At 61.3% G+C, this 15345-nt stretch carries 13 protein-coding genes; 7 read left to right on the top strand and 6 right to left on the bottom strand.

The window, feature by feature from the left end:
- Positions 1 to 30: 30 nt before the first annotated feature.
- The 5 genes from urtD to BLT89_RS01555 form a co-directional block, all read right to left on the bottom strand.
- On the bottom strand, positions 31 to 879 hold the full coding sequence (gene urtD, locus BLT89_RS01535; RefSeq protein WP_090192760.1) for an urea ABC transporter ATP-binding protein UrtD: 849 nt from the start codon (positions 877 to 879) through the stop codon (positions 31 to 33).
- Complete coding sequence (urtC, locus tag BLT89_RS01540) at positions 879 to 1985, bottom strand: urea ABC transporter permease subunit UrtC (RefSeq protein ID WP_090192761.1); 1107 nt, start codon at positions 1983 to 1985, stop codon at positions 879 to 881. The genes urtD and urtC overlap by 1 nt, the downstream gene beginning before the upstream one ends.
- A 263-nt stretch (positions 1986 to 2248) precedes the next feature.
- The gene (gene urtB / locus BLT89_RS01545) at positions 2249 to 3820 is read right to left on the bottom strand and encodes an urea ABC transporter permease subunit UrtB (RefSeq protein ID WP_090192762.1); all 1572 of its coding nucleotides are present in this window, start codon (positions 3818 to 3820) and stop codon (positions 2249 to 2251) included.
- A gap of 132 nt (positions 3821 to 3952) precedes the next feature.
- Positions 3953 to 5221, bottom strand: coding sequence for an urea ABC transporter substrate-binding protein (gene urtA, locus BLT89_RS01550; protein ID WP_090192763.1), 1269 nt, complete (start codon positions 5219 to 5221; stop codon positions 3953 to 3955).
- A 457-nt stretch (positions 5222 to 5678) separates the two neighbouring features.
- Positions 5679 to 6779 carry a TRAP transporter substrate-binding protein gene (locus tag BLT89_RS01555; RefSeq protein ID WP_090192764.1) on the bottom strand — a complete coding sequence of 367 codons (1101 nt, stop codon included), beginning with the start codon at positions 6777 to 6779 and terminating at the stop codon, positions 5679 to 5681.
- Positions 6780 to 6972: 193 nt separating this feature from the next.
- Between BLT89_RS01555 and BLT89_RS01560 the strand changes: the two genes are divergently transcribed.
- From BLT89_RS01560 to BLT89_RS01585, 6 genes are all read left to right on the top strand, one after another.
- Complete coding sequence (locus BLT89_RS01560) at positions 6973 to 7518, top strand: TRAP transporter small permease subunit (protein ID WP_090192765.1); 546 nt, start codon at positions 6973 to 6975, stop codon at positions 7516 to 7518.
- Positions 7511 to 8887: a TRAP transporter large permease gene (locus BLT89_RS01565; RefSeq protein WP_090192766.1), complete on the top strand. Its 1377-nt coding sequence runs from the start codon at positions 7511 to 7513 to the stop codon at positions 8885 to 8887. The genes BLT89_RS01560 and BLT89_RS01565 overlap by 8 nt, the downstream gene beginning before the upstream one ends.
- Before the next feature lie 194 nt (positions 8888 to 9081).
- Positions 9082 to 10746 carry an energy-dependent translational throttle protein EttA gene (ettA, locus tag BLT89_RS01570; RefSeq protein ID WP_090192767.1) on the top strand — a complete coding sequence of 555 codons (1665 nt, stop codon included), beginning with the start codon at positions 9082 to 9084 and terminating at the stop codon, positions 10744 to 10746.
- A 173-nt stretch (positions 10747 to 10919) separates the two neighbouring features.
- Positions 10920 to 12608: a phosphoethanolamine transferase gene (locus tag BLT89_RS01575; RefSeq protein ID WP_172829108.1), complete on the top strand. Its 1689-nt coding sequence runs from the start codon at positions 10920 to 10922 to the stop codon at positions 12606 to 12608.
- A gap of 36 nt (positions 12609 to 12644) precedes the next feature.
- Complete coding sequence (rloA3, locus tag BLT89_RS01580; RefSeq protein WP_157718765.1) at positions 12645 to 13163, top strand: retropepsin-like aspartic peptidase RloA3; 519 nt, start codon at positions 12645 to 12647, stop codon at positions 13161 to 13163.
- 16 nt (positions 13164 to 13179) lie between these two features.
- On the top strand, positions 13180 to 13962 hold the full coding sequence (locus tag BLT89_RS01585) for a COG4705 family protein (RefSeq protein WP_090192768.1): 783 nt from the start codon (positions 13180 to 13182) through the stop codon (positions 13960 to 13962).
- A gap of 23 nt (positions 13963 to 13985) precedes the next feature.
- Here BLT89_RS01585 and BLT89_RS01590 read toward each other — a convergent pair whose 3' ends face one another.
- Positions 13986 to 14858, bottom strand: a complete 873-nt coding sequence (locus BLT89_RS01590) for a cation transporter (RefSeq protein WP_090192769.1) — start codon at positions 14856 to 14858, stop codon at positions 13986 to 13988.
- 131 nt (positions 14859 to 14989) lie between these two features.
- Here BLT89_RS01590 and BLT89_RS01595 point away from each other — a divergent pair, with 131 nt between their 5' ends.
- A complete protein-coding gene (locus BLT89_RS01595; RefSeq protein WP_090192770.1) occupies positions 14990 to 15334 on the top strand; it encodes a metalloregulator ArsR/SmtB family transcription factor in 345 nt (114 codons plus the stop codon).
- Positions 15335 to 15345: the final 11 nt, after the last annotated feature.

The raw sequence follows: 15345 nt of genomic DNA on the forward strand, positions 1-15345 counted from the left end.
GGCTGAAGCCCACCCTACGGGCACTGTGGCTCAGCGCCCGAGATACACCTCGATTACCCGTTCGTTGGCCTGTACGGCATCCAGCGAACCTTCAGCCAGTACGCTGCCCTGATGCAGCACGGTAACGTGGTCGGCAATGCTGCCGACAAAGCCCATGTCGTGCTCCACTACCATCAGTGAGTGCTGCGGCACCAGCGATTTGAACAGCTCGGCGGTGAATTCGGTTTCGGCATCGGTCATCCCCGCTACCGGCTCATCGAGCAGTAGCAGTTGTGGCTCCTGCACCAGCAACATGCCGATCTCGAGAAACTGTTTTTGCCCGTGGGACAATAGCCCGGCCGGTCGTGCGCGGGAGCTGTCCAGGCGGATGGTTTGCAGTACTTCATCGATGCGGTCTTGCTGCGCGCCGCTGAGTCTGGCGCGCAGGCTGGCCCACACCGATTTGTCGGTCTTCAGCGCCAGCTCGAGGTTTTCGAACACGCTGAGCGCCTCGAATACGGTGGGCTTCTGGAACTTGCGACCGATGCCGGACTGGGCGATTTCCACTTCGCTCATGCGCGTCAGGTCGAGAGTGTCACCGAAGAACGCCTGGCCGTTATCCGGGCGGGTCTTGCCGGTGATCACGTCCATCATGGTGGTCTTGCCGGCACCGTTGGGGCCGATGATGCAGCGCAGTTCGCCCACGCCGATGTACAGGTTGAGGTTGTTCAGGGCCTTGAAACCATCGAAGCTGACGTTGATGCCTTCCAGCGTGAGGATGGTGCCGTGGCGCGCATCCAGCCCTGGCCTGACGCGGCGGCCGAGGCCAACCGCATCACGGCTGGTGCCTGCATCGCGATTGGGGTCGATGAATACTTCGGGGAGCGGTGCCGAGCGCATTATTGCGGGTCTCCTTTCTTGAGGATGCCGAACAATCCTTTGGGCAGGTACAGCGTGACCAGAATGAACAGGGCGCCGAGGAAGAACAGCCAGTACTCGGGGAAGGCCACGGTGAACCAGCTCTTCATGCCATTGACCATGCCGGCGCCGAGCAGCGGACCGATCAGCGTGCCGCGGCCGCCGAGCGCGACCCAGACAGCCGCTTCGATGGAGTTGGTCGGTGACATTTCGCTGGGGTTGATGATGCCTACCAGCGGCACATAGAGCGCGCCGGCCAGGCCGCAGAGCACGGCACTGAGTACCCAGATAAACAGTTTGTAACCGCGCGGATCGTAGCCGCAGAACATCAGACGGTTTTCCGCATCGCGCAGGGCGGTAAGCACCCGGCCGAACTTGCTGCGCGCCAGCTTCCAGCTCAGCAGAAGGCTGCCGGCCAGCAGGGCGATGATGGCGAAGAACAACACGGCACGGGTGCCCGGTGCGGTGATGTCGAAACCCAGCAGACTGCGGAAATTGGTAAAGCCGTTATTGCCGCCAAAGCCGGTTTCGTTGCGAAAGAACAGCAGCATGCCGGCAAAGGTCAGTGCCTGGGTCATGATCGAGAAGTACACGCCCTTGATCCGCGAGCGGAAGGCGAAGAAGCCGAAAACCAGGGCCAATAACCCGGGCGCCAGCACCACCAGACACAGCGCCCAGAGGAAGCTTGAGGTGCCGTACCAGTACCACGGCAGTTCGTTCCAGGACAGAAAGGTCATGAACTCCGGCAGGCCGTCACCGGCGCTTTCACGCATCAGGTACATGCCCATGGCGTAGCCACCCAGGGCGAAGAACAGGCCATGGCCGAGCGACAGCAAACCGGCGTAGCCCCAGACCAGATCCAGCGCCAGGGCGACTATGGCGTAGCAGAGGATCTTGCCAACCAGGGTCAGGGTGTAGGCGGAGATATGCAGCGCGCTGTCCGCCGGTAGCAGGTGCAGCAAGGGAATGATCAGCAGACTGGCCAGCACCAGAAACGTCAGGCGCAACGACAGTTGCGGGCCGAGCCGGGCGCTGAAGCGTGCCAGCAGGGTGCCGTTGAGTGGAGCAGCTTTGAGTTGGCTATTCATCGGAGCATGCTCACGTCAAGGGGCGTACTGCGTTGCAGACTGCTGGCGGGCCAGGCAAGGCGTGGATCGCAGCCGAGGGTTATTCCCTCGGCAAGATGCACAACGCCGTATGGCGCGTCAGCAGGCGCAACCCGAAGGGCCGTTGTCGCAAGGACGGCAGGGCTATTGCTGAAGTTGTATTGGTGCAGCATTGTTTCTGTCCTTTTCCTTTCGCCGGCCTTGGGGCTTCGGCGCAGTATGGCAATTGGCGTGAGCAGGCTCCGCTAGTCGATCACCCGTCCTTTGAGTGCAAAGAGACCCTGCGGGCGCTTCTGGATAAACAGAATGATCAGGCCGAGGATGAGGATCTTGCCCAGTACGGCGCCGATCTGCGGTTCGAGAATCTTGTTGGCGATGCCCAGGCCGAAGGCGGCCGTGACGCTACCGGCCAACTGGCCGACGCCGCCGAGCACCACCACCAGGAAGGAGTCGATGATGTAGCTCTGGCCGAGGTCCGGGCCGACGTTGCCGATCTGCGACAGGGCCACGCCGCCCAACCCGGCGATACCGGAGCCGAGTCCGAAGGCGAGCATGTCCACCCGCCCTGTTGGCACGCCGCAGCAGGCCGCCATATTGCGGTTCTGCGTCACGGCGCGCACGTTGAGGCCGAGGCGGGTCTTGTTCAGCAGCAGCCAGGTCAGCGCCACCACAAACAGGGCGAAGCCGATGATGATGATGCGGCTGTAAGGCAGTACCAGGTTCGGCAGTATCTGGACGCCGCCGGACAGCCAGTAGGGGTTGGCCACTTCGACGTTCTGCGCGCCAAAGATCATGCGTACCAGCTGGATCAGGATCAGGCTGATGCCCCAGGTGGCCAGCAGGGTTTCCAGCGGCCGGCCGTAGAGGTGGCGGATGACAGTACGTTCCAGGGCCATGCCGATGGCTGCGGTGATGAAAAACGCCACCGGCAGGGCCACCAGCGGATACAGAGCCAGAGCTTCCGGAGCAAACCGCTGGAACAGTACCTGCACCATGTAAGTGGCATAGGCTCCGAGCATCAGCATCTCGCCGTGGGCCATGTTGATCACCCCGAGCAGGCCGAAGGTGATGGCCAGGCCGAGGGCGGCCAGTAACAGGATCGAGCCCAGTGACAGGCCGCTAAAGGCCTGACCGAGCAGTTCACCGAGCAGCAGGCGGCGCTTGACCTGTTCCAGACTGGTGGCGGCGGCATTGCGTATCCGCGCCTCAGGCTCAACGCCATCGACCAGTAGTCTTTCCAGGCGGATACGCGCCAGCGGCTCGCCGGTTTCACCGAGCAGGCGAACGGCCTGCAAGCGTACCTCGGGATCAGGGTCGACCAGTTGCAGGTTGGCCAGGGCCAGGGTCAGTGCCGCTTGCACTTGCTCGTCGGTTTCGCCGGCCAGTTGCTGGTTGAGCAGCGGTAGCAGCGCCGGTTTGCCTTTTTGTTGCAGGGTCTGCGCTGCCGCCAGGCGCACCTCGGGGTTTTCGCTGAGCAGTTGCTGGCTGGCCTGAACGATGATCAGCAAGCCGCGCAGACGGTTATTCAGGCGCAGCTTGCGTGGGGTTGATTGCGGCGTGGCATCGCCTTCAACGGCTTGCCAGCCGGCTTCTGTCTCGACAAAAGCGGTTTTGCTGCTGTCGCTGCCAATCCGGCCCTGTTCAAGGGCGTCGAGCAGTTCCTGGCGCGCCGGGTCCGGCTGCGCGGCCCAGCTTTCCAGCAGTTTTGCCTGCTCGCCGGGCTTGGCCGCTACCAGATCGTTGGCATCACCGGCCCGGGCGCACAGCGGCAGCAGCAGAACCAGTGACAGGAGAATTCGGGTCAGTGCGGTGGACATAAAGGGGGTTCCAGCAGATGAGCTGTGCAGGAGCGAACTGGCTGGCGATCAGCCTCTGCCCGAGGCAGAGGTGTCGCTTCGATCGCCAGCCAGCAGGCTCCCGAGCAGCAGATGGGGTCAGGCCCCGGCGGGTCAGTTGCTCTTCACCGCATGATCCGGCTTGCTTTCGTTACCCGGGATGTAAGGGCTCCATGGCTGGGCGCGAACCGGGCCGTCGGTCTGCCAGACCACGTTGAACTGACCATCCTCCTGCACTTCACCGATCATCACCGGTTTCCACAGGTGGTGATTGGTCTTGTCCATGGTCAGGGTGTAGCCGTCCGGAGCGGCGAAGGTCTGCCCGGCCATGGCTTCACGCACCTTGTCGACATCGGTAGTGCCGGCTTTCTCTACCGCCTGCGCCCACATATTGATGCCCACGTAGGTGGCTTCCATCGGGTCATTGGTTACCGCGGTCTGGTAGTTGGGCAGGTTCTTGGCCTTGGCATAGGCCTTCCAGCTGGCGACGAACTTGTCGTTGACCGGATTCTCCAGCGACTCGAAGTAGTTCCACGCGGCCAGCTGACCGACCAGTGGCTTGGTGTCGATGCCGCGCAGTTCTTCTTCGCCGACCGAGAAGGCGACGACCGGCACTTCGGTGGCTTCGATACCCTGGTTACCCAGTTCCTTGTAGAACGGCACGTTGGAGTCGCCATTCACGGTCGATACCACGGCGGTCTTGCCGCCCGCCGAGAACTTCTTGATGTTGGCGACGATGGTCTGGTAATCGCTATGGCCGAAGGGGGTGTAGACCTCTTCGATGTCCTTGTCTGCCACACCCTTGCTGTGCAGGAACGAGCGCAGAATCTTGTTGGTGGTGCGCGGATAGACGTAGTCGGTACCCAGCAGGAAGAAGCGCTTGGCGCTGCCGCCTTCTTCGCTCATCAGGTATTCCACCGCCGGAATGGCCTGCTGGTTGGGTGCGGCGCCGGTGTAGAAGACGTTGGGCGACATTTCTTCGCCTTCGTACTGCACCGGGTAGAACAGCAGGCCGTTCAGTTCCTCGAATACCGGCAGTACCGATTTGCGCGATACCGAGGTCCAGCAGCCGAATACCACGTCAACCTTGTCCTGGGTCAGCAGCTGGCGCGCCTTCTCGGCGAACAACGGCCAGTTGGAAGCCGGATCGACCACTACCGGCTCAAGCATCTTGCCGTTCACGCCACCCTTGGCATTGATTTCGTCGATGGTCATCAACGCCATGTCTTTCAGCGAGGTTTCGGAAATGGCCATGGTGCCGGAGAGCGAATGCAGAATGCCGACCTTGATGGTTTCGGCGGCCTGCAGGCTGTACGGGAACAGTCCGCTGAGCACCAGGGCGCTGACGGCAAGTGTGGATTTCAGAAAGGGACGGCGTTTCATTATTGGAGCCTCCTCAGGCGATCACGGTTCAGAATGGGGTTGAACTGTGTAACTCGTCCGAGGTGGTAGCGAGAATCGGGCCAACTAGATAAAACCCTTTTATTACAGCTGGTTAGTGAGATTGAAAATTGCCGTCAAAGGTGTTTTGCCCTCTCTTGGTGCGTGATTCGGGCCTGTTTCCGGGTCTGTGGACCAGTTTGATGCGAATGGCCGCAGGCTGGCCTGCCCAAGGCGAGTGGCGGCTATGGCGAGGGGGATTAGCCTGGCTCGGCTCAACCCGGCGCCGGGAGCATGCAGGCTGCTGTGGCAGCTGGCTCCGGTGTTTTTTGCCGCTCTGAAAGCGCCGCTCAGTGCGGATGCCTTGACGGATTTTCAGCGCCTGGTGCGGTGCGCCGGGTGCAGATGCCGCAGACAAAAACGCCGACCCTGAAGTCGGCGTTTTTGTGTGGACTGGCAATCAGCTGCGGATGTTGTACATGTCCTTCTCGTTCATCTCGCCATAGGCGAACATGCGCTGGAGGAAGGCCTTCTGCTGGGCATAGACCTTGGCGGCTACCGGATCGGCCGCCGCACTGGCGTCAATCACTTCGACGGCTTTTTCCTTGAGCTTGGCCAGCACGGCATCCGGCAGGCGCCGCACATCCACCCCTTCCTTCTTGAGCTGCTCCATGGCTTGCATGTTGCTGACGTTGTAGTCATCCAGCATGTCGGCGTTCTCGTCGCGCGCGGCGGCACGGACGATGGCCTGCAGGTCAGCCGGCAGGGTTTCCCAGGCCTTGATGTTCACATCCAGTTCAAAGGTGACGTTGGGTTCCTGCCAGCCCGGGGTGTAGTAGTACTTGGCCGCCTTGTGCAGGCCCAGAGCCATGTCGTTGTAAGGACCGATCCACTCGGTGGCGTCGATGGCGCCGGTCTGCAAGGCGGTGAAAATCTCGCCGGCAGGCAGATTGACCACGGTGCCGCCCATCTTGGTCAGCACTTCGCCGCCGAGCCCGGGGGTACGCATCTTCAGGCCGACGAAGTCTTCAACGCTGTTGATTTCCTTGTTGAACCAGCCGGCGGTCTGCACGCCGGTGGCGCCGCAGGCCATCGGCAATACGCCGAAGGGCTTGTAGGTTTCTTCCCACAGCTGCATGCCGCCACCGCGATACAGCCAGGCGTTCATTTCCTGGGCATTCGGGCCAAAGGGCAGGGCGCAGAAGAATTGCGCAGCAGGTACCTTGCCTTTCCAGTAATAGGGCGCGCCATGGCCCATTTCCGCTGTGCCACGGCTGACCGCATCGAAGACTTCCAGCGCCGGCACCAGTTCACCAGCGGCATACACCTTGATCTTGAGGCGGCCGTTGCTCATTTCATCCACCAGCTTGGCGAAGCGTTCCGCGCCGATACCTACGCCGGGGAAGTTCTTTGGCCAGGAAGTGACCATTTTCCAGTGGAAAGTCTGGCCGCTGCCGCCTTCCTGCGGCTTGGCAGCCGTATCCGTGTCCTGTTTGCAACCGGCCAGAGCGGTAACTGCAAGGCCTGCGCCAGCCGCAGTAAGAATTTGACGACGTTTCATGCGAAGCTCCTCTATTGTTGTATTGGCGGATCGCAGAATCGCTGCAACCGACCTTACCCAACTACCTTAGTAGCAAGTGCCGTTCAAGCCCAGCGAATACGACTAAAGTTTCACTAGCATTGCCGTGCTTGCGCCGGCCTGCCTAAGATGGCTGGCCGCTTACCCTGAAAGCCAATAACAACAAGGACTCCGCATGTCCCCGAAGCCACCACTGCTGCCCGGTCTTGCCCGCAGCCTCGAATCCTTCAATGCCCTGCTGGGAAAAGCCTGTGCCTGGCTGACCCTGTTTCTGGTGCTTGGCACAGCTATCGTGGTGATCCTGCGCTACGGCTTCGGCATCGGCGCTACCGCCCTGCAGGAAGCGGTTCTGTATGCCCATGCCCTGGTATTCATGGGTGCGGCGGCCTGGGTGCTGCAGCGTAACGGGCATGTGCGCGTGGATATCTTCTATCAGAACTTCGGCCCGCGCGGCCAGGCGCTGGTGAACAGTCTGGGCACCCTGTTCTTTCTGTTGCCGGTCTGCGTGTTTCTGGGCTGGGCCAGTTGGGATTACGTGAGCAATTCCTGGGCGACCCTGGAAGGCTCCAGCGAATCGGGCGGCCTGGCCTTTGTCTACCTGCAAAAGAGCATCATCCTGCTGCTGGTGTTCAGCCTGGTCCTGCAAGGCCTGGCCGAACTGATCAAGTCCGCCAATATCCTCAGCGGCCGCGCACCGGCTGTGGAGGTGAAGCATGGCTGAAGTAATGGCGATTCTGCTGTTCATCTGCATATGCGCGTCCTTGATGGGCGGTTTTCCGGTGGCCTTTACCCTGGGTGGGGTGTCGCTGCTGTTTGCCGGAATCGGCATCCTTACCGGGACCTTCGATGCCACCTACCTGAGCGCACTACCCAACCGCCTGTTCGGCATCATGAACAACCAGACCATGCTGGCGGTGCCGCTGTTCGTGTTCATGGGAGTGATGCTGGAGAAATCGCGGGTTGCCGAAGACCTGCTGGAGTCGATGTCACGCCTGTTCGGCACGCTGCGTGGCGGTCTGGCCATTTCCGTCTGTGTGGTCGGCGCGCTGCTGGCCGCCTCGACCGGGATTGTCGGCGCCACTGTAGTGACCATGGGGCTGCTGGCGCTGCCAACCATGCTGCGGCGTGGTTACGATCCGGCGATTTCCACCGGCACCCTGGCTGCGACCGGCACCCTCGGGCAGATCATTCCGCCGTCGATCGTGCTGGTACTGCTGGGTGACGTGATGTCCAGCGCCTATCAGCAGGCGCAATTGAAGCTGGGCATCTTCTCGCCCAAGACCGTATCGGTGGGCGACCTGTTTGTCGGTGCCTTGCTGCCCGGCCTGTTGCTGGTTGGCATGTACATCCTTTACATCATCGCGGTGGCGATCTGGCAGCCGAAAAAGCTGCCGGCACTGCCGCAGGAAGAACTGGGCGATATCGAGTGGGGCAAGCTGACCAATGCACTGGTGCCGCCACTGCTGCTGATCGGTGCGGTGCTGGGCTCGATTCTCGCCGGCTATGCCACGCCTACCGAAGCGGCAGCGCTCGGTGCGCTGGGTGCCATGCTGCTGGCGCTGTACAAGCGCCAGCTGAATTTTACCCAGCTGCGTGAAGTGGCTTTTGGTACCACCGAAATCAGCGCCATGGTGTTCCTGATCCTGATCGGCGCCTCGCTGTTTTCCCTGGTGTTCCGCGGCTTCGGTGGCGAAGTGATGATCGAGGACATCTTCGCGCAATTGCCCGGCGGCGTACTGGGCGCGTTCTTCGTGGTGATGCTGGTGATCTTCCTGCTCGGCTTCATTCTCGACTTCATCGAGATCACCTTCGTGGTGGTGCCGATTGTCGGCCCGGTGCTGCTGGCCATGGGCCTTGATCCCATCTGGCTGGGCGTGATGATTGCGCTGAACCTGCAAACCTCCTTCCTTACGCCGCCTTTCGGTTTTGCCCTGTTTTACCTGCGCGGGGTCACGCCGGAATCGGTACCCACCAGCACCATCTACAAGGGCGTATTGCCGTTCATTCTGATCCAGCTGCTGTTGCTGGCGATTGCCTATATCTATCCGGGGCTGATTACCTGGCTGCCGGAACAGATCTACGGGCAGTAAACCTTCCCGCTCCGGCAAGGCGCTCCCGGCTGGCGGGCGCCTTGCCGGCATTCCCTGTGCGCCAGAGTGGCTATCGAGCCGGTTTCCGGGTGGGCAGGAATCGACTTTCGCTGGCCGGGGAACGGCTGCAAGCGCCTGACATGGCTTATCATGGCGGTTGCTTGATGTATCACTTTTCCAAAGAGGTCTGAATTTTGGCTCAATACGTCTACACCATGCACCGGCTGTGCAAAGTGGTGCCGCCCAAACGCGAAATCCTCAAGAACATTTCCCTGTCGTTTTTCCCCGGCGCCAAGATCGGCGTGCTCGGCCTCAACGGCTCGGGCAAGTCCACCCTGCTGCGCATCATGGCCGGTGTCGACACCGAATTTGACGGCGAAGCGCGGCCGATGCCGGGGCTGAATGTCGGCTACCTGCCGCAGGAGCCGCAGCTCGATCCGGAAAAAACCGTGCGCGAAGTGGTGGAGGAAGCCGTCAGCGTGATCAAGGACGCCCAGGCGCGGCTGGATCAGGTGTATGCCGCCTATGCCGAACCGGATGCCGACTTCGACGCGCTGGCCGCCGAGCAGGCCAAGCTGGAAGCCATCCTGCAGGCCAGCGACGGGCATAACCTTGATCGCCAGCTGGAAGTGGCCGCCGATGCCCTGCGCCTGCCGGCCTGGGATGCCAAGGTGGCGCATCTGTCGGGTGGCGAGAAACGCCGCGTGGCGCTCTGTCGCCTGCTGCTGTCAGCGCCGGACATGCTGCTGCTGGATGAACCGACCAACCACCTGGACGCCGATTCGGTGGCCTGGCTGGAGCACTTCCTGCACGACTTCCCCGGCACCGTGGTGGCGATTACCCACGACCGTTACTTCCTCGACAACGTCGCTGGCTGGATTCTCGAACTCGACCGTGGTCAGGGCATCCCCTACGAGGGCAACTACTCCGGCTGGCTGGAGGCCAAGTCCAACCGTCTGGCGCAGGAATCCAAGCAGCAGTCGGCCCATGAAAAGGCCATGAAGGACGAACTGGAGTGGGTGCGCAAAGGCGCCAAGGCCCGTCAGTCGAAGTCCAAGGCGCGCTTGCAGCGCTTCGAGGAAATGCAGTCGCAGGAATTCCAGAAGCGCAGCGAAACCAACGAGATCTACATTCCCGCCGGGCCACGGCTGGGCGACAAGGTCATCGAGTTCAAGAACGTGTGCAAAGGCTATGGCGACCGCCTGCTGATCGACAACCTGAGCTTCAGCATGCCCAAGGGCGCCATCGTCGGCGTGATCGGCGGCAACGGTGCCGGTAAGTCGACGCTGTTCCGCATGCTGATGGGCAAGGAAACCCCGGATTCCGGCACGATTGAAGTTGGCGACACCGTGCAGCTGGCCTGCGTTGACCAGAGCCGCGATGATCTGGACGGCAGCAAGACGGTGTTCGAGATGATTTCCGATGGCTCCGACCAGATCCGCATCGGCAACTACGAGATTCCTTCGCGCACCTATGTCGGCCGCTTCAACTTCAAGGGCGGCGACCAGCAGAAGTTCGTCAAGGACCTCTCCGGTGGTGAGCGCGGTCGTCTGCATCTGGCGCTGACCCTGAAGCAGGGCGCCAACGTATTGCTGCTGGATGAACCGTCCAACGACCTCGACGTGGAAACCCTGCGTTCGCTGGAAGAAGCGCTGCTGGACTTCCCCGGTGCGGCCATCGTGATCTCCCACGATCGCTGGTTCCTCGATCGGGTGGCCACGCACATCCTGGCCTACGAGGATGACTCGCAGGCGGTGTTCTTCGAAGGCAACTACACCGAGTACGAAGCTGACCGCAAGAAGCGCCTCGGTGATGCCGCCTCGCAGCCACACCGGGTGCGGCACAAGAAGCTGGCTTAACCCGGTCTGCAGCAGATCCAGCCCCGCCCGTCAGGTCGGGGCTTTTTTGTTTCTGCAGGTTTTACCGTTCGCGCACCTCGACATATTTTTCACATAGCGCTGACAGCTTCTTCACCCCCGGCTGCTTAGTCTCGCCCCTCGTAATCAGAGTTTTATTCGAGGTTCCGCCAGACATGTCGCAACAATCCCCTGCCACGCCGGCGCGCTGGCGCTTCACTATCAGCCGCAACAGCCTGACCCTGGCGGTTGCCCTGTGGATGCTGCTGACCATGAACGGCACTTTCTGGCGGGTGGTCTGGGACGGTGTCGGTGGCTGGTCGAACGATAACAAGTGGTTTCTCGCCAGCTTGCCGCTGTTTGTCCTGTGCTGGCTGTTCGGTCTGCTCAGTCTGCTCAGCTGGGGCCGGGCGACCAAGGCCATCCTCGGTCTGTTGCTGGTGGTTTCGGCGGCGGCCAGTTACTTCATGTACAGCTACGGCATCGTGATTGACTCGAGCATGCTGGAAAACATCGCGCAGACCGATCCGGCTGAAGCCACGGAGCTGTTGAGCTGGCGCATGGCCGGCTGGTTTCTGCTGTTTGCCGGGCTGCCGATCCTGCTGATCAGTCGCGTACGCCTGCTGCAACGGGGCTGGAAGCGCGAACTGCGCGGCAAGCTGGGCGGCATCGCGCTGGCCTTGCTGTGCATCGGTGCGATCGCCGCTACCAGCTACCAGTCCTACTCCTCGCTGGTGCGCAATCACCGGGAAATCCGCCTGATGCTGGTGCCGTCGAATGTTGTGGCGGCCGCGCACAGCTACCTCAAACACCAGTTTGCTGCGCCACTGAAACTCGAAGTGGTGGGTGCCGATGCCTACCGCTTGCTGCCCGGTGGCAAACCGAAAGTGATGGTGGTGGTGGTCGGTGAAACCGCCCGCGCCGCCAATTTTTCCCTGAACGGTTATGCCCGCGAGACCAATCCGGAGCTGGCCGCACGTGGCGTGATCAATTTCGAACAGGCCAGTTCCTGCGGTACTGCCACGGCGGTCTCGGTGCCCTGCATGTTCCAGAACGTCGGTCGCGACGGCTACAAGGACAGCATGGCCAATAGCCGCGAGGGGCTGTTCGATGTGTTGCAGCGCGCCGGGGTTGGTGTGCTCTGGCGCGACAATAACTCCGGCTGCAAGGGTGCCTGTGTCCGGGAGCCGTATGAGGATGTCTCGCACATTGAAGTCGATGCCATGTGCGATCCTGGCGAATGTCATGACGAAGTCCTGCTCAATGGTTTGCAGGCCTATCTGGACAGTCTCAACCACGATGCGGTGATCGTGCTGCACATGAAGGGCAGCCATGGCCCGGCCTATTACAAACGTTATCCGGCTGCCTTCGAGAAATTCACTCCGGTATGCAAGAGCAACCAGCTCGATCGTTGCCAGCAGGCCGAGATCGTCAATGCCTACGACAACACCCTGCTGTACACCGATCATGTACTGGCAAAAACCATCGACCTGCTGCAGCACAATAGTCAGCGGCTGGATACCGGCATGCTCTACCTGTCGGACCATGGCGAGTCGCTCGGTGAAAACGGTATCTACCTGCACGGCTTGCCCTACGCCATGGCACCCAGCGAGCAGACCCATATCCCGATGCTGATGTGGATGTCCAGTGGTCTGGAAAAGCGCCAGGGGATTGCCGCCAGCTGCCTGGAAGCCAAGGGCAAGCAGCCGGTATCACAGGACAACCTGTTCCACTCGGTGCTGGGCCTGATGGATGTGCATACCGAGGCCTACCATGCCGATCTCGACCTGTTCCGCAGTTGCCGGCCGCCGACCGACGGCAAATATGCCAAGCACCTGTTGCAGCAGGAACAGACCAAGTATTGATCCGCGCGCAAGCCGCCGTTATCCGGAGTACAGCGCATGCTCGCGCATCGATGGTTGAAACCCTGTGCTCCGCTATTGCTGGTGCTGCTCACCGGCCTGTTGCCGTTGCCGGCGCTGGCCGCACCGGCCAAGGTGTTTGGCTGGATCGAGGAAGCCTTGCTGGAACCGGGGCAGATCCCGCTGAAGATCAAACTGGATACCGGCGCCCTCACCTCATCGATGGATGCGCAGAACCTGCAGCCGTTCAAGCGCAACGGCGAGAAGTGGCTGCGTTTTACCGTCGAGTTTGAAAATGCCAGAACCGGCCAGTTGCAAAGCCAGGTATTTGAACGGCGGGTCGAGCGCAGCGTGAAGGTGCGCGGCGCTGGTGGTAGCGATCACCGGCCGGTGGTCAGCCTGCAGCTGTGCATCGGCCAGCAGTTGTACGACGAACAGTTCACCCTGAATAACCGCAGCAAGATGAATTATCCGGTGCTGCTTGGTCGGCGCACGCTGGAAAAGCTCGGCCTGATCGATGTCTCGCGCACCTTCCTGCAACCGCCGAAATGTTCCTGAAACCGGAGTAACGTTCATGTCCGTTGCAGCCACGCAAAACTCCCGCACCATGCTGAACAAGGTGCCGGCAGTCACCCTGGTGTTCTGGATCATCAAGATTCTCTCGACCACCGTCGGCGAGACCGGCGCCGATCTGCTGATCTTCAAGCTGCACTGGGGGCTGGCGCTGACCTCGCTGGTGATGCTGCTGCCGTTGCTGCTCATCGTCATTCTGCAACTGCGCGCAACCCGTTATGTGCCGTGGATCTACTGGTCGACGGTGGTGATGATCAGCATCGTCGGCACCCTGATTACCGACAATCTGGTGGATAACCTCGGGGTGTCACTGGAAGCCACCAGCATTGCCTTCAGCGTGCTGCTGGTCCTGACCTTCGGTATATGGCATGCCCAGGAACAGACCCTGTCGATCAACAGCATCGATACGCCCAAGCGCGAGCGCTTTTACTGGCTGGCAATTCTTTTCACCTTCGCCCTCGGCACCGCTGCGGGCGACCTGGTGGGGGAGAGCATGAAGCTGGGCTATGGCGTCTCGGCGCTGATCTTTGCCGGGCTGATCGCGCTGGTGGCCATTGCCCATTACGTGTTCAAACTGGGCGTGGTCACTGCCTTCTGGGTGATCTATGTGCTGACCCGGCCGTTCGGTGCCTCCTGCGGCGACTGGTTGTCGAAGTCGGTGGCCAAAGGCGGCATGGGCTTTGGCACGCTCGGCACCAGTGAAATATTTCTGGTGATCATAGTGGCGCTGGTGGTTTACCTGACCCTGCAGGACAGACGTCAACTGGCGGCAGCCGCCCGCTGATTCGCGCCAGCCAATCGCCGGCTTCAGGCTTTCAGCAACAGGATGCGGCGTGCCCCGTTGAGCACCAGCAGCCCGACAACGCTGCCGATCAGCAGGTCCGGCCAGGCTGAGCCGGTAACGGCGACCAGCGCGCCAGCGGCAATGACGCCAAGATTGGCCAGCACATCATTGGCAGAAAATATCCAGCTGGCGCGCATGTGCACACCCGCCTCGCGCTGGCCGTATATCAGGTACAGGCAGGTTACGTTAGCGAGTAATGCCAGTATCCCCATGCCCATCATCAACGCGGATACCGGCTCGCTGCCATAGACGAAACGCCGGGCCACTTCCGCCAGGGCGGTCAGGGCCAGCAGCAGTTGTACGCCACCGGCCAGACGCGCCGCGCCGAGCTGACTGGCGGCTGCCCGGCCAACGGCAAACAGCGCGACGCCATACACCGCGGCATCGGCAAACATGTCGAGGGAGTCGGCGATCAGACCGGTGGATTGCGCCAGCAGGCCAGTGCCCAGCTCCACCATGAACATCAGCGCGTTGATCGTCAGCAACCAGTGCAACACCCGGCGTTGCTGCTGCGTGTCAGGCGCTGCGGCGCTGTGCTCGACAGCAACATCGGTGCTGAGCAGTTCTGCGCCCAGTTGCAACGCGGCGATCTTGTCGGCCAGCGGCGTAATGTCGGTGTTGTGCAGCACCTGCAACCGGCGCCCGGGCAGGTCGAAGTTCAAGGCCACGACACCGGGCAGTGGCTCAAGGGCCATGCGGATCAGACGCTCTTCGGCAGCGCAGTCCATATGCTTTACCCTGAACAGACTGACCTGGGTTGCCCGTGTGTCCGCTGCAGGCGGCTCTGGCATCTGTGTGCCCGCCGACTTGCAGTCGCAGCTGCTGCACTCACCCATGCTGACTCCTGTTGTGATTGGCGTGGCGGAAAGGCCCTCGGCATTCTGTGGTTTTTTTGCTCGCGGCGCATTATGCATGTCAATATATGGATGTTCATATGTTTGTAATCTGAAGTCTGTAGGCTGCCCCCATGACACCGACTGATCTGTTCAAGGCACTGGCCGATGAAACCCGTACGCGCATCACGCTGCTGATTGCCGCTGAGGGCGAGTTGTGCGTGTGCGAGCTGACCTGCGCACTGGCGGCAAGCCAGCCGAAGATTTCCCGCCATCTGGCTCTGCTGCGCAGTAGCGGCTTGCTGGCTGATCGACGGCAGGGACAGTGGATCTTTTACCGCCTGCATCCGGATCTGCCGGAGTGGGCGCTGCAAATGATCCTGGCTATCGAACAGGCCAACCGAGGCTGGTTGCAGGCGGATGTCGAGCGTCTTTGCTGTATGGGCGAGCGCCCCGAGCGGCAGGCGAGTTGCTGTTGAACTGTATGAGG

Source organism: Pseudomonas pohangensis (assembly GCF_900105995.1).
Taxonomy (GTDB): domain Bacteria; phylum Pseudomonadota; class Gammaproteobacteria; order Pseudomonadales; family Pseudomonadaceae; genus Aquipseudomonas; species Aquipseudomonas pohangensis.

Bases quoted from the DNA above. Each gene is read 5' to 3' on its own strand.
- urtD (WP_090192760.1), bottom strand. From the start codon at position 879: ATGCGCTCGGCACCGCTCCCCGAAGTATTCATCGACCCCAATCGCGAT.
- urtC (WP_090192761.1), bottom strand. From the start codon at position 1,985: ATGAATAGCCAACTCAAAGCTGCTCCACTCAACGGCACCCTGCTGGCA.
- urtB (WP_090192762.1), bottom strand. From the start codon at position 3,820: ATGTCCACCGCACTGACCCGAATTCTCCTGTCACTGGTTCTGCTGCTG.
- urtA (WP_090192763.1), bottom strand. From the start codon at position 5,221: ATGAAACGCCGTCCCTTTCTGAAATCCACACTTGCCGTCAGCGCCCTG.
- BLT89_RS01555 (WP_090192764.1), bottom strand. From the start codon at position 6,779: ATGAAACGTCGTCAAATTCTTACTGCGGCTGGCGCAGGCCTTGCAGTT.
- BLT89_RS01560 (WP_090192765.1), top strand. From the start codon at position 6,973: ATGTCCCCGAAGCCACCACTGCTGCCCGGTCTTGCCCGCAGCCTCGAA.
- BLT89_RS01565 (WP_090192766.1), top strand. From the start codon at position 7,511: ATGGCTGAAGTAATGGCGATTCTGCTGTTCATCTGCATATGCGCGTCC.
- BLT89_RS01575 (WP_172829108.1), top strand. From the start codon at position 10,920: ATGTCGCAACAATCCCCTGCCACGCCGGCGCGCTGGCGCTTCACTATC.
- rloA3 (WP_157718765.1), top strand. From the start codon at position 12,645: ATGCTCGCGCATCGATGGTTGAAACCCTGTGCTCCGCTATTGCTGGTG.
- BLT89_RS01585 (WP_090192768.1), top strand. From the start codon at position 13,180: ATGTCCGTTGCAGCCACGCAAAACTCCCGCACCATGCTGAACAAGGTG.
- BLT89_RS01590 (WP_090192769.1), bottom strand. From the start codon at position 14,858: ATGGGTGAGTGCAGCAGCTGCGACTGCAAGTCGGCGGGCACACAGATG.
- BLT89_RS01595 (WP_090192770.1), top strand. From the start codon at position 14,990: ATGACACCGACTGATCTGTTCAAGGCACTGGCCGATGAAACCCGTACG.